13 protein-coding genes and 1 pseudogene are annotated in these 13424 nt (G+C 61.7%); 11 read left to right on the top strand and 3 right to left on the bottom strand.

Annotated features, from left to right (window positions below; all coding sequences use genetic code 11):
- Window positions 1–524: 524 nt before the first annotated feature.
- Window positions 525–1796 carry an IS256 family transposase gene (locus EUB48_RS19895; RefSeq protein ID WP_142818696.1) on the bottom strand — a complete coding sequence of 424 codons (1272 nt, stop codon included), beginning with the start codon at window positions 1794–1796 and terminating at the stop codon, window positions 525–527.
- 171 nt (window positions 1797–1967) lie between these two features.
- Here EUB48_RS19895 and EUB48_RS19890 point away from each other — a divergent pair.
- Window positions 1968–2225, top strand: a pseudogene (locus EUB48_RS19890) (IS630 family transposase); the annotation flags it as partial.
- Window positions 2226–2250: 25 nt separating this feature from the next.
- Here the strand turns inward: EUB48_RS19890 and EUB48_RS19885 are convergent.
- Window positions 2251–3153, bottom strand: a complete 903-nt coding sequence (locus EUB48_RS19885) for a competence protein CoiA family protein (protein WP_142820803.1) — start codon at window positions 3151–3153, stop codon at window positions 2251–2253.
- 103 nt (window positions 3154–3256) lie between these two features.
- On the opposite strand from EUB48_RS19885, the gene EUB48_RS21875 reads away from it, so the two are divergent.
- From EUB48_RS21875 to EUB48_RS19870, 4 genes are all read left to right on the top strand, one after another.
- Window positions 3257–3379: a hypothetical protein gene (locus EUB48_RS21875; protein WP_274595959.1), complete on the top strand. Its 123-nt coding sequence runs from the start codon at window positions 3257–3259 to the stop codon at window positions 3377–3379.
- A gap of 118 nt (window positions 3380–3497) precedes the next feature.
- Window positions 3498–4991 carry an IS21 family transposase gene (gene istA, locus EUB48_RS19880; protein ID WP_142817645.1) on the top strand — a complete coding sequence of 498 codons (1494 nt, stop codon included), beginning with the start codon at window positions 3498–3500 and terminating at the stop codon, window positions 4989–4991.
- A gap of 65 nt (window positions 4992–5056) precedes the next feature.
- On the top strand, window positions 5057–5812 hold the full coding sequence (istB, locus tag EUB48_RS19875) for an IS21-like element helper ATPase IstB (protein WP_244618273.1): 756 nt from the start codon (window positions 5057–5059) through the stop codon (window positions 5810–5812).
- Window positions 5775–6773 (top strand): hypothetical protein, encoded by a 999-nt coding sequence (locus EUB48_RS19870; RefSeq protein WP_142820802.1) that lies wholly within the window; start codon window positions 5775–5777, stop codon window positions 6771–6773. Before istB ends, EUB48_RS19870 begins: the two co-directional genes overlap by 38 nt.
- 395 nt (window positions 6774–7168) lie before the next feature.
- On the opposite strand, the gene EUB48_RS19865 is transcribed toward EUB48_RS19870, so the two are convergent.
- Window positions 7169–7612 (bottom strand): universal stress protein, encoded by a 444-nt coding sequence (locus tag EUB48_RS19865; RefSeq protein ID WP_142820801.1) that lies wholly within the window; start codon window positions 7610–7612, stop codon window positions 7169–7171.
- A 106-nt stretch (window positions 7613–7718) separates the two neighbouring features.
- Between EUB48_RS19865 and EUB48_RS19860 the strand changes: the two genes are divergently transcribed.
- The 6 genes from EUB48_RS19860 to ccoP all read left to right on the top strand — a co-directional run bounded on the left by EUB48_RS19860 (window position 7719) and on the right by ccoP (window position 13411).
- A complete protein-coding gene (locus tag EUB48_RS19860) occupies window positions 7719–10019 on the top strand; it encodes a heavy metal translocating P-type ATPase (RefSeq protein ID WP_142820800.1) in 2301 nt (766 codons plus the stop codon).
- Window positions 10019–10156: a cbb3-type cytochrome oxidase assembly protein CcoS gene (ccoS, locus tag EUB48_RS19855; RefSeq protein ID WP_142820799.1), complete on the top strand. Its 138-nt coding sequence runs from the start codon at window positions 10019–10021 to the stop codon at window positions 10154–10156. The genes EUB48_RS19860 and ccoS overlap by 1 nt, the downstream gene beginning before the upstream one ends.
- Window positions 10157–10236: 80 nt before the next feature.
- Window positions 10237–11673 carry a cytochrome-c oxidase, cbb3-type subunit I gene (ccoN, locus tag EUB48_RS19850; protein ID WP_142820798.1) on the top strand — a complete coding sequence of 479 codons (1437 nt, stop codon included), beginning with the start codon at window positions 10237–10239 and terminating at the stop codon, window positions 11671–11673.
- Between the two features lie 11 nt (window positions 11674–11684).
- Complete coding sequence (gene ccoO / locus EUB48_RS19845) at window positions 11685–12311, top strand: cytochrome-c oxidase, cbb3-type subunit II (RefSeq protein WP_142820797.1); 627 nt, start codon at window positions 11685–11687, stop codon at window positions 12309–12311.
- Window positions 12312–12330: 19 nt separating this feature from the next.
- A complete protein-coding gene (locus EUB48_RS19840; protein WP_142820796.1) occupies window positions 12331–12468 on the top strand; it encodes a cbb3-type cytochrome oxidase subunit 3 in 138 nt (45 codons plus the stop codon).
- Between the two features lie 25 nt (window positions 12469–12493).
- On the top strand, window positions 12494–13411 hold the full coding sequence (ccoP, locus tag EUB48_RS19835) for a cytochrome-c oxidase, cbb3-type subunit III (RefSeq protein WP_142820795.1): 918 nt from the start codon (window positions 12494–12496) through the stop codon (window positions 13409–13411).
- The last annotated feature ends 13 nt before the right edge of the window (window positions 13412–13424 follow it).

Here is a 13424-nt window from a genome sequence, read left to right as displayed (position 1 = left end):
AACGGGTCCCAGAACCAGGGCACGACCGGACAGGCCCTACTTGAACGAGTCCTTGAAGGCTAGGGAGGGGGTTCAAAACGAGTGCACTGCGCGTGGAGCTATAGAACTTATTTGCGCTGGGCTATTCCAGTCACCCATGAGGCTGGAGTGATGCGCGTTGCCAAGACAATTGAACTGGATGAGCACACCGAGTGGGAGATTCGTGTGTTGGCATAGCGCCGGCGAGTGGAGGCTCGGACTCAACAGAGGGCGCTCGTGGTTTTGCTAGCCGCCGAAGGCTGGCACAACAAGGACATCGCGGTCAACGAGGAACTGGATCGCCGCCAAGTGGCATTGGGGCGCCAGCGCTTCCTAGACGGGGGATTGATGCGCTTCGCAAGGACGGGGCGCGCACGGGTCGACCTGCCACGGTCACGGTGGGGCTGTCTGAATTTTTGTGTTCAAGGCGCTGGGTAGACTTGTCCACGGCGGCGAGCGTCGCTTGCGACGAACGCACGCCGCGGTGGGCAAGTCGGTGCCACATCTTAAGCGGCAACCTTCGTGAAGCGATCTTCATAGAGGATCGCAAATTGGTTCATTGCCTCCTTCCAGTCGCGAGCCGCGTGGCCCCAACCAACGGTGATGTTGCGCAGTGCCAGCCAGATCAGCTTCGTGGCCGCGTCGTCGCTCGGGAAGTGCCCGCGCGTCTTGATGATCTTGCGCAGGCGCGCGTTCACGCTCTCGATCGCGTTGGTGGTGTAGATCACCCTGCGCACCGCCGGCGGGAAGGCGAAGAAGGGAATGACGTGCGCCCACGCTCGACGCCACGAGGCGACCACGGTGGGGAATTTGCGGCCCCACGCTCCCGTCTCGAAAGCATCGAGCTCGGCCTGCGCCGCCTCGGCGCTGGGCGCGGTGTAGATCGGCCGGATCGCTGCGGCCAGCGCCTTTCTGTCCTTCCAGGTCGCGTAGTCGAGGCTGTTGCGGATCAGATGCACGATGCAGGTCTGCAGTGTGGTGGCCGGGAACACGGCAGCCAGGGCCTCGGGCATGCCCTTGAGGCCATCAGTGACGGCGATCAGTATGTCATTGACACCCCGGGTCTTGAGGTCGTTGAACACTTTCATCCAGAACTTGGCGCCCTCGGTGCCCTCGATCCACAACCCCAGGATGTCGCGCGTGCCGTCGGGCAACACGCCCAGGGCCAGGTAGATGGCCTTGTTGCGCACCACGGCATCCTCCTTGATCTTCACGCGCAGGGCATCAAAGAACACCACCGGGTACAGCGGCTCGAGCGGGCGGGCCTGCCAGGCCGTGACCTCAAGCATCACAGCCTCGGTCACGCTGCTGATGAATTCGGCGGAAACCTCGGTGCCGTAGGACTCCAGCAGGAAGCCCTGGATCTCGCGCATGGTCATGCCGCGCGCGTACATGGCGATGATGTGGTCGTCGAATCCGGTGAAGCGCCGCTCGTGCTTGGGAATGAGGATCGGCTCGAAGCTGGCGTCGCGGTCGCGCGGCACCTCGATGCGCACCGGCCCTTCGCCGGTGAGCACGGTCTTGGCGCTGCGCCCGTTGCGCTGGTTGGCCCCTGCATCGGGCCTGGCGGCGCCGGCAGCGTAGCCCAGGTGATGGCCCAGCTCGGCGCCCATGGCGCGCTCGATCAGGGCTTTCTTGAAGGCCATGGAGGCCGCATTCACGGCCTCCCCGGTCATCGGACCAGTGACAAACTGGTCAATCAGTTCCTTGGGGATCTTCGGCAGCGCCGCACTCTTGGCCGCGATGGCCGCATTCTTCAATTTCGTCTTGCTTGGCATAAATGGTCCTGTAGGTCATATTTATGCCTCAAACACAAAATTCAGGACAGGCTCGTCACGGTCGAAGTAGAGCCGCGGATCGTGCATGCCAAGCTGCATGACAAGCCGGTCAACGCCACCCACTGGAGCACCCGCACGCCGTCCGAGCACCTAGGCCTGGGGGGCCACGACCACCCGCGCTTCGTCATGCACTTCACCCCGACCAGCGCATCGTGGCTGAACATGGTCGAGCGCTTCTTTCGCGACATCACCGACAAGCGCATTAAGCGTGACAGTATCACCAGCGTTACAGAACTGGAACTGGCCACCGATCTGTATGTCGCCCATCCCAACATCGATCCGAAGCCGTTTATCTGGACCGCCAGCGCCAAGAACATCCTGGCAAAGGTCTCGCGGGTAAAAGGTACCCTCGCCATCACCGCTGGATAGGGACAGAACAGTATGGCGCACTGCATTAGGGGGATGTTTTCCCCATGGAAATCTGCAAACTCTGGGCATGGTCACTCAGGTGCCGCCTAACCATGCGCGCACTCCAGCGAGGCACATTCCATGTCTTGTACTGGGGGTTATATCGGCCGCCATGGGCTTTAGCCACACTTCGCACCAGTGATACCAGGTCGGGATCGTAGGCAACAACCCGGACGGCGATGTCGCCGCTCGGGAACTGCTTGACGGACACCCAACGCCCTGAGAAATTGATGATTTCCTCGGGCAGGTGCTTCTTGACGATGGGCACAGGTGGCATATCGGGGGTTGGTGATGTGTCGGTGACGGGTGGCGGCTCGGTCGGCCAGACCCAGGCTTTCTCTGTCACAGACCGAATGACAGCCTCCTTGACCGCGACCGGATCGAAGTTGTCTGGGGTAAAGCGGCTCAGGTCAATTTCCAGTGCCGGCAGGTTCAGGCTCTGAAATGCGGCGACTTTGATCAAGTCACAAAACGATGAATACGCGATTTCGATGGCGACTTCCACCCCATCGGGGGTCACCACGAGCAGGTCCGGTCTGATAGTGCCGATCGTCACCTCCTCCTGGACGGACGAGAGCGACTGCAGTAACTCCACCGGCTGTTGATCATTGATGCCCAGGAAATGGGCGACCGCTGGCGTCATCGGAGCGACCAGGCCTCGCGCTTGAACAATCAGCTGTTTGGCATACCGGTGCAGCAGCGACTCGTGGCTGGAGTCGCACGGCTCCCGGTTGGAGGCATGGGCGAAATGATGCCCCCGGACGTTACCTTGGCGCGCGACCAGCGGCTCTTCGCACACGACGCAGCGGCACTGACAGGCCAGGCCGCGGTCGACCTCGCCGACATGAACAAGATGATTAAACTCGTTGAGACCAAAAAGAGAAGACATGAAACACTCCTTGTAAAACTAGGTATGGGGTGGTTCTCAGTGTTCCGGGTTGCTGGGGCTGGAACCAGCCCGCAACCATCCGCATACCGGTTCAAGGGGGGTTATGAAAGCGCTGATTCAATGCCTGATCGACTGGCTGAATGAAAATCGTTCCGAGATACACGCTTGGCGCATCGTGGATGCCTTGGCCCGCGATTCGCTCAAACGGGCGGACAGCTCTGGTTGACGACAATTACCCTGGCCGGTTGACGACAACTATGTTGGCCGGGTAGAGGCCGACACCGGGCGGGTCCGGGAGGCGGGGCTACCGTTGGACCTTCGAACAGATATCGAAGGTAGGCGGCATGCCCGGCAAGAGAATCACGGACCACCAAGTGCACAAGTACAAGCAACACCGCAACAAGCTCAGCCAGGCAGCTTCTGCCGCCAAAGCCGGCATCAGTGAGAGAAGCGCCCGGCGCATCGAAGACGCGCAAAGCCTGCCCTCGCAACGTCCCGCACGAAACTGGCGTACCCGGGAAGACCCGCTGAGTTCCGTTTGGGACAGTGAGGTCGTGCCCCTGCTGCAAGCCGATGCCAGGCTCAATGCCGTCACCCTGCTTGAAGAACTCCAGCGCCGCTATCCAGGCCGCTGGGACACCAGCGTGCTGCGCACCCTGCAGCGGCGCATACGCCTATGGCGTTCCAAGTTTGGTTGCGAGCGCGAGGTCTACTTTGCCCAGGAACATCCACCGGGGCGCCAAGGCCTGTCGGACTTCACCGTAGCCGACGACCTGAATGTGGAGATTGACGGCGCTGTGTTTGCCCACCGCCTGTATCAATTTGCACTGGCCTATTCCGGTTGGCGCCACGTCACGGTCATCGATTCCGGCGAGAGCTTCATGGCACTGTCCACCGGACTGCAGGCAGCTCTGTGGGCCTTGGGCGGCGTTCCCGAAGAACACCGCACCGACAGCCTGTCGGCAGCATTCAACAATCTGGCCGAACAAGAGGCGCTCACCCAGCGCTACGCCGACCTGTGCAGCCACTACGGGCTGCGTGCCACACGCTGCAACCCGGGCCAATCCAACGAGAACGGCTCCATTGAATCACGCAACAACTCCCTGAAGACGGCACTGGACCAGGCATTGCGTCTGCGTGGCAGTCGCAGCTTTGATGCGCGCAGTGATTACGAAACGTTTGTCGATACCATCGTTCAACGCATGAATGCGCGTGCGGCCAAGTTCCTGGTCACCGAGCGCGCCATGCTCAAACCCTTGCCGGTGCGCCGCACCGCCGAGTTTGAAGAGATTCCTGCCAGGGTCAGCAAATACGCCGTCTTCACCCTCAAGGGGGTTCTATACAGCGTGCCGAGCCAGCTCATTGGTCACCGGCTGATGGTGCGCCAGTATGCCCAGCATGTGGAGTGCTGGCTGGGCGGCCAATGCGTCCTCAAGTTACCAAGGGCAAGGCCTGCTCAGGGGCAGCGCGTTGGGCGCGCAATCGACTACCGGCATTTGGTGGGTGCTTTGAAACGCAAGCCTGGTGCATTTGCCCGCTGGGTGCTGCGCGATGCCGCCTTCCCTCGTGCGGTGTATCGCCAGACATGGGAGCGACTGGCCGCCCAAAGGCCTGAACGCGAAGCTTGCAAAACAATGGTGGGCCTGCTGGTCCTGGCCGCTGACGGGCATGAAGCCCAATTGGCCCAGGAACTGGAGCAGTTAATTGAGCTGGACCAATTGCCGGACCTCAACGCCTTGACTCAGTTGCTGGCACCGCCCAAAGGAGATGTCCCACAGGTGGTCGTGACACTGCCAACGCTGGCCGTTTATGACGACCTGTTTGAGGTGGCCCTATGAGCACGGCGTCAATTACAGCGTCAACAACGACAACTACAGTTATTCCAACTTCGCCCCGTCTGGGCATGATGCTCACGGATTTGCGTCTGCCCACCATCAAACGGTTGGCCGGTGACCTGTGCGCACAGTGCGACACCGAGGGCTGGCCCGCACACCGGTTGCTGGAGGCCTTACTGGAACACGAAATCAACGAGCGCGAGGCTCGGCGCATCGACCGCCACCGCAATGAGTCCGCTCTGAGCCCGGACAAACGGCTCTCCAGCTTTGACTTCACCGCTGTGCCCAGTGTGTCCAAAGCACAGGTCATGGCGTTGACTGAGGGCACCGAATGGATAGACCGGGGCGCCAACGTTCTGTTGTTCGGGCCGCCCGGCGTAGGCAAAAGCCATTTGGTATGTGCATTGGGGCATGCCTTGATTGATACAGGTCGACGGGTGTTGTTCACACGCTGCTCCGACCTGGTGCAACGCTTGCAGGCGGCGCGGCGTGATTTGCGTCTACCGCAGGAGCTGGCCAAGCTGGACCGGTTTGACTTGCTGATTCTGGACGATTTGAGCTACGTGCGGCGCGACCAGGCCGAGACTTCGGTGCTGTTTGAATTGATATCCGAACGCTATGAACGCAAGAGTCTGGCCATCACCGCCAACACCCCGTTCTCGCAGTGGGGCGAGGTGTTCGTGGAGCCAGCCATGACGCTGGCTGCCGTCGACCGGCTGGTGCATCACTCGACCATTCTGGAGATGAACGTGCAGAGCTACCGTCGCCGCGCCGCACAGGCGGGGCATGCCCCGCCTGTGCGAAAGGTTCACTCAACCACATAAACAATCAAATTCATTCCCCGCTTCCACCGGCCAGAATAGTTGTCGCCGAGCGGTCAAGATAGTTGACATCGACCACAGCTCCGATCCGACGCAGCGTGAATTCGATGTGCTGGAGCTGGCCGAGGCCTGTCAACCTGAACGTAATTGGGACTACGAGGCGGCCAAGCGTTGGTTCAATCGCGCCGCCGTGCCAAAGTATCTGGATGCTCGGCAGGCCGACCTGGATGCCTATTTCAGAGCCCGGGGACACGATCAGGCGTTGACCATCGAACAAAGGAAGTCAACAGGGCGCCATCGAGCGCCTTGGTATCTGAGCATCCAAGCCCTCAATCCAGTGGGTGACGACGCTCAGCCTGGCGGGTTGACGGCGGCCAACCCATCCGAAACCGGTTCCGGTACGGTTGAACCGGATCTGACATACGAGTTCACCCCACCCGGCGAGATCAAGCTCAGCTTTGTCGGGCGCCTTCTACTGGGACAGGGAGCGTTTGTGACGCTGTCCGCCCGGGGCCTGGTGTGGGGCATTTTGATGCTGGGGCCGGTTCTCTTTTTGATGCTTTGCGTTTATCTGCTCTGGAGCATGAGGCTGATCAACCGTCCTTTGCTCACCAGCGATCTCATGCTTGCCTTGATGCTGATCTGCACATGCTGGATATGCTGGAGGCTGCTCATTCGGCCTTGCCTCTGGTTGCTGGAGGACCGGATTGTTCCGGCGGCGGTCGTTCTGTACGCTCTCAAGGAAGACCCTGCTCAGCTCGACATGGCGAAAGATGACAAGCACCGGTATCTCCGGCTGGTGCGCTATGGCGGCATCTGCCCTGTCTGCGCCGGCACGATCGAGCTGCGATATGGGGTGGGTGTGAATTCCAGGCGTCTTTTTGGGTGCTGTGGCGAGGCGCCGCAAGACCACGTTTTCACTTTTGATCGCGTCACGCGGACTGGACAGCGGTATCTCGTGTGATCAGGCGCCGACCGGCGGCATAGGATTACACCCGCATACTGTGGTCTAGGCTGGACGCATCGGCGGGTGATCTGAAGCGGATGCGTTGGCGGCCCGACTATGCGTCCCAATCCTGCAACAACCGGGGACACTTCGAGAAATGTTGGTATTTTTGTTGGTAGTTCCAATAATGTGAAACAGAAAGCCTAGTGTTCATGCGGCCTGTAGCCTAAGTTTCGATCCCCGCCAGCGCTCAGGGTACCGAAAACAGAGATACCGTTAAAAAGAGGGTCGCAATGGCACTGGCAGATGGCGTTCTAGTGACAGCGCTCCGTATTCACGGGTTCGCTTGATGGATTGGTTTGCTATGCTAAGCATAGCGTGATGCGCTGATGCAATATGGGCTTACGACCGATTTACCTTAGAACCAGCACCGGAATATGCGAGTGCGTCAGCACATGCTGCGTCTCGCTGCCCAGCAGCAGGCGCTTGATGCCGCGCCGGCCATGCGAGGCCATCACGATCAAGTCGCACTTGTATTTCTTCGCGGCCGAAATCACTGCCTCGGCCACCAGATCGGACCTGGCTGTTACCGCCTTGACCCGCACGCCGCTGGCCAGCGCTGTAGTTTTGACCGCATCCACGACGGCCTGGCCTTCTTCGGCCCATTGCGTTTCAACCCGCGCCAATTCCTCTGGGCCGATCGCCAGCGAGCCTTCAAAGTAGCTTTGCGGGTAGCGTGGCACGACTTTCAGTGCCACCAGCTCCGCACCCAGCGACAGGGCCAATTCGATGGCGCTGGAGACGGCCTTGCTTGACAAGGGCGAGCCATCGGTGGCGACAAGAATGCGTTGGTACATGGAGCGGGCTCTTGGGTTGGAAATGATTCAAGGGTATCGCGGACATTGGCTTTTGTGTTGATTCAGGTCAAGCCCCTCGTGTGCAATGCCTTGTAGGCTTGCCAACATGCAGTCTGTCAGCCTTCCAATCCCGGGCGCGACTGCGGTTCCGTGCGAGTCTTTGCGCTTGCTCGACGACCCGCAGGAATGGTCGTCATTCAGCCGGCCGGCCGGCTCGGGCGCCGCTTCCTGGGAGTCCAGCGTCATCATCGAAGGGATGCACTGCGCGGCCTGTGCCCTGACGCTGGAGCGTGCGCTGCTGGCGGTACCGGGTGTCGCCAGCGCGCAGGTCAGCGCGGCCAGTCACCGGGCCCGGGTGATCTGGTCCGCCGAGCGGGTGCAGCCGTCGGGCTGGATACAGGCCATCAAAAAAGCCGGCTATCAGGCGCTGCCTGCGAATGACGCGTTTGCCAGCGAGCGGCGCCGGCGCGAGAGTCGCCAGGCGCTGTGGCGCTGGCTGGTGGCGGGTCTGTGCATGATGCAAGTCATGATGTACGCCCTGCCGGCGTACGTGGCCCGCCCGGGAGACATGACGCCGGACGCCGCCGGGCTGCTGCGCTGGGCTTCATGGGTGCTGACGCTGCCCGTGATGCTGTTTTCGTGCGGTCCGTTTTTCGCCAGTGCGCTGCGCGACGTGCTGCATCGCCGCATCAGCATGGACTTGCCGGTGGCGCTCGGCATCGCGGTGACGTTTGCCGTCAGCAGCATGGGCACGTTCGATGCCGCGGGCATTTTCGGTCGCGAGGTCTACTTTGACTCGCTCACGATGTTCGTGTTTTTCCTGCTGACGGGGCGCTGGCTTGAACTGCGCCTGCGCGATCGCACCGCCGGCGCGCTGGAGGCCTTGATGAATCGCCTGCCCGACAGCGTGCAGCGCCGATGCCCGGATGGCCGCTTTGAACGTGTCGCCGTTCGCCGCCTGATCGCCGGCGATGTCGTGCGTGTCTTGCCCGGCGAGTCCTTTCCTGCCGATGGCGTTCTGACGCAGGGCCAGACCCTGGCCGATGAAGCCCTGCTGACCGGCGAGTCGCGGCCTGTGCCCCGCTGCGCGGGCGAGCGGGTGATGGCGGGCAGCCACAACCTGTCGGCGGCCGTGCAGATGCGGGTCGAGCATACCGGCGAGGGCACACGTTTCGCCCAGATCGTGGCATTGATGCAGAGTGCATCGCTCGACAAGCCCGCGCTGGCGCGGCTGGCAGATCGCATTGCCAGGCCATTCCTGGTCGCCGTGCTGCTGGCGGCTGCGGGCGCCTGCCTATTCTGGTGGCCGCGCGATCCGGGCCATGCACTGATGGTGGCCGTGGCGGTGCTGATTGTGACCTGCCCCTGCGCCTTGTCGCTGGCCACGCCGGCCGCCATGCTGGCGGCGGCCGGTGCGTTGGCGCGCCGCGGCGTTCTGGTGCGCCGCCTGCAGGCGCTGGAGACTCTCGCCGGTATCGATACCGTCGTATTCGACAAGACCGGCACGCTCACCAGCGACGCCATGGTGCTGTGCGCCACCCGCACCCGTGACGGCGTCAGTGAAGCGTGGGCGCTCGGCATGGCGGGCGCGCTCGCGCAGCATTCGCTGCACCCGGTATCGCGCGCGCTGGTAGCGGCCGGGCTGGCCCATGCGCAAATCGGCGAATGGGTCGCCGACTCGGTCGACGAAGTCGCGGGGCGGGGGCTGTCAGGACCGGTGCGCCGGGGTGCTGGCGCTGCTGCGGCATGGCTGCGCCTGGGCTCGGCATCGTTTTGTGGCGTGCAGGTGCCCGCGGTGCAGGCATTGCACGCCTGTCTGAGCGATGGGCTAGGTTGGCTCGCCACGTTCGAGCTGACCGAGGCGGTGCGTCCCGATGCCCAGGCGATGCTGCAGGCGCTGCGGGCCGACGGGATCGACGTCTGTCTGCTGTCGGGCGATACGCCTCTGGCTGTGGCGCGCCTTGCGGCGCGAGTCGGCATTGAGCAGGCCAGGGGCGGTTGTTCTCCTTCGGACAAGCTGGCATTTTTGCGCGAAGCCCAACAGCGCGGCCGCAAGGTGGCCATGGTGGGTGATGGCCTCAACGATGGTCCCGTGCTGGCAGGCGCACATGCGTCATTTGCGGTTGGCCAGGCGGTTCCGCTGGCGCAGGCGCAGGCCGACTTCGTGGTCATGGGCGACCGGCTGGAGCCTGTGGCGCAGACCTTGCGGCTCGCGCGCCGCACGATGCGCGTCGTGCGTCAAAACCTGGCGTGGGCCGCGATCTACAACGCCGTTTGCATCCCTCTGGCGGTACTGGGCTGGCTGCCGGCCTGGCTTGCCGGGCTCGGTATGGCCCTGAGCTCCCTGATCGTGGTGCTCAACGCTTTGCGCCTGTCGAGCGACCCCAAACCGCTGAAGGCAAGTTGATGGACATCCTGTTTTTGCTGATTCCGTTGTCTGTCGTCCTGGTGTTCGTCATTCTGGGCGCGCTCTGGTGGGCCGTGCATCGTGGGCAATTTGATGACATCGAGGCGGAAGGCGAGCGAATTCTCCACGATTCTTGAATGCCCTTGATATGCCTCAAATTCAAAACAACATCGTTCTCCGAAACTCGAAACGAAGCCACTAATTCGAGGGGAATTTGATGAATTTGCCAAACAGGCAGGCAACTGAATACAACGATACGGTGGTGCGGCAATTCGCCATCATGACGGTGATCTGGGGTGTCGTCGGCATGTTGGTTGGCGTGTTCATCGCGTCCGAACTGATCTGGCCTGATATCAACATGGGCATTCCCTGGCTCAGCTACGGCCGGCTGCGCCCGCTGCACACCAATGCGGTGATCTTTGCGTTTGGGGGGTCCGGCCTGTTTGCCGCCTCCTACTACGTGGTGCAGCGCACCAGCCAGGTTCGGCTGTTCGGCGACAAGCTTGCGGCATTCACTTTTTGGGGCTGGCAGGCCGTCATCGTGGCGGCGGCCATTTCGCTGCCTCTGGGCTATACGCAAGGCAAGGAGTATGCCGAGGTGGAATGGCCCATTGATATCCTGATTACCCTGGTCTGGCTGGCGTACGCCGTTGTGTTCTTTGGTACGGTCGGGACCCGCAAGGTCCGCCATATCTATGTGGCCAACTGGTTTTTCGGCGCCTACATCATCGCCATTGCGCTCTTGCACGTGGTCAACAGCGCGGCCATTCCGGCCGGGTTCATGAAATCCTACTCAGCCTATTCCGGCGTCCAGGACGCCATGGTTCAGTGGTGGTATGGCCACAACGCGGTGGGATTTTTGCTCACGGCGGGTTTCCTGGGCATGATGTACTACTTCATTCCGAAGCAGGCGGAGCGGCCGATTTACTCGTACCGGCTGTCCATCGTGCACTTCTGGGCACTGATCTTCACTTACATGTGGGCGGGCCCGCACCACCTTCACTACACGGCGCTGCCGGACTGGGCGCAATCGGTGGGCATGGTGTTTTCGCTGATTCTGCTGGCGCCCAGCTGGGGCGGCATGATCAACGGCATCATGACGCTGTCGGGCGCCTGGCACAAGCTGCGTGACGACCCGATCCTGCGCTTCCTGATCGTCTCGCTCTCGTTCTACGGCATGAGCACGTTCGAGGGGCCGATGATGTCGATCAAGACCGTCAATGCGCTGTCGCACTACACCGACTGGGGCATTGGCCACGTGCACTCGGGGGCCATGGGCTGGGTCGGCCTGGTCACCATGGGCAGCATGTATTACCTGATTCCGCGCGTGTTCGGGCGCAGGCAGATGTACAGCGTGAAGGCCATCGAGCTGCATTTCTGGATCGCGACCGTCGGCATCGTGGCCTACATCTCCGCCATGTGGATTGCCGGCGTGATGCAGGGCCTGATGTGGCGCGCCGTGAATCCCGACGGCACGCTGACCTATACCTTTGTCGAAGGCGTGAAGGCAACGTATCCGTTCTACGTGTTGCGCATGCTGGGCGGCCTGCTGTACCTCAGCGGCATGCTGGTCATGCTCTGGAATACGTTCAAGACGGTGGCCGCGGGTCGTTCGGTCAATGTCACCATTCCCGCCGCCGCGGCGCACGCCTGAGGAAACGCATCATGTCGAACAACAACAATGCCGGCGGTTTCTCCCATGAGAGGATCGAGACCAGCAACTTCCTGATGATCGTGATGATCCTGCTGGTCCTGGCCGTTGGCGGGCTGGTGGAGATCGTCCCCTTGTTTTTCCAGAGATCCACCACCGAGCCGATCGAGGGGGTGCATCCGCGCACGCCGCTGCAGCAGGCGGGATTTGACATCTATCTGCGCGAGGGCTGCTATGGCTGCCACTCGCAAATGATCCGTCCGTTCCGCTCTGAAACCCTGCGCTATGGCCACTACTCGGTGGCCGGTGAATCGGTCTATGACCACCCGTTTCAATGGGGCAGCAAGCGCACCGGACCGGACCTGGCTCGTGTCGGCGGCAAGTACAGCGACGAGTGGCAACGCATCCATCTGAACAATCCGCGCGATGTGGTGCCTGAGTCCAACATGCCGGCGTATTCCTGGCTGGCCACCAGCAAGGTGGATGCCGATGCGCTGCCCGGGCACCTGAAGGCGCTGCGCAGCGTGGGCGTGCCCTATACCGATGCCCAGATTGCCAGCGCCGCGGAGGAGGTCAGGGGCAAGACCGAAATGGAAGCGTTGATTGCCTATCTGCAAGGCTTGGGCCTTGCCCTCAAATAACCATCAGGGAGATCACCTCATGAGTGCCAACACCGTGCACGCCATCGCCTACCTCATCAGCTTTGCCACCTTCATCGGCATCATGGTCTGGGCCTGTTTGGGGCGCAATGCGAAGGCTTTCGAGGAAGCAGCCAATTTGCCGTTCGAGCAGGATTGAGTAACCGCGAAAAGGCAATCAACAAATGAGTGATTTCACAAGCAACTTCTGGTCGGTCTATGTCGCGGCCATCACCCTCATCGGGATCGTGGCGTGCTTGCTGCTGCTGTGGTTCAGCGGCAAGGCCAAGGCGAACACGGCCGGTGACAACACGACGGGCCATGTGTGGGACGGCGACCTGCGCGAAATGAACAACCCCTTGCCGCGCTGGTGGGTCGGGTTGTTCATCATCACCGTTGTGTTTGCGCTGGTGTATCTGGCCCTGTACCCGGGACTCGGAACGTATCCGGGCCTGCTGGGCTGGACCTCGCGCGGCCAGTATCAAACCGAGGTGAGCAAAGGCAACGCAGAAGTGGCGCCCTTGTATGCCAGGTATTCCAGCATGAAGCCTGAAGATGTTGCGGCTGACGCGCAGGGCATGGCGATTGGCGAGCGCTTGTTCATGAACAACTGTGCCCAATGTCATGGATCGGATGCGCGCGGCGGCAATGGCTTCCCCAATTTGACGGACAGCGACTGGCTGTATGGCGGCACGCCCGACAAGATCATCGAAACGATCACTCATGGCCGGATCGGCAACATGCCGCCCATGGCCGCCGCCGTGGGCTCGGCGGACGATGTGAAGAACGTGGCCCAGTATGTCCTGAGCCTGTCGGGGAGCCCCCATGACTCGCTTCGGGCCGCGCTTGGCAAGCCAAAATTTGCGGTCTGCGCCGCCTGTCACGGCGCCGATGGCAAGGGCAATCAGGCCATCGGCGCGCCGAACCTGACTGATGACATCTGGCTCCACGGGTATGGCGAAAAGGCGATCGTGGCGATGATCAACAACGGCATGACGAACCAGATGCCGGCGCAGGAAAACAGGCTGACCGAGCCCCAAATTCATGTGCTTGCGTCTTATGTCTGGGGGTTGTCCAACAAGCCATCCCCTGTCTCCCGGTAGGCTGTCTGGTGAT

Source organism: Rhodoferax sediminis, from assembly GCF_006970865.1.
Lineage (GTDB): Bacteria > Pseudomonadota > Gammaproteobacteria > Burkholderiales > Burkholderiaceae_C > Rhodoferax_A > Rhodoferax_A sediminis.
This window is presented reverse-complemented; position numbering and strand designations above follow the sequence as displayed.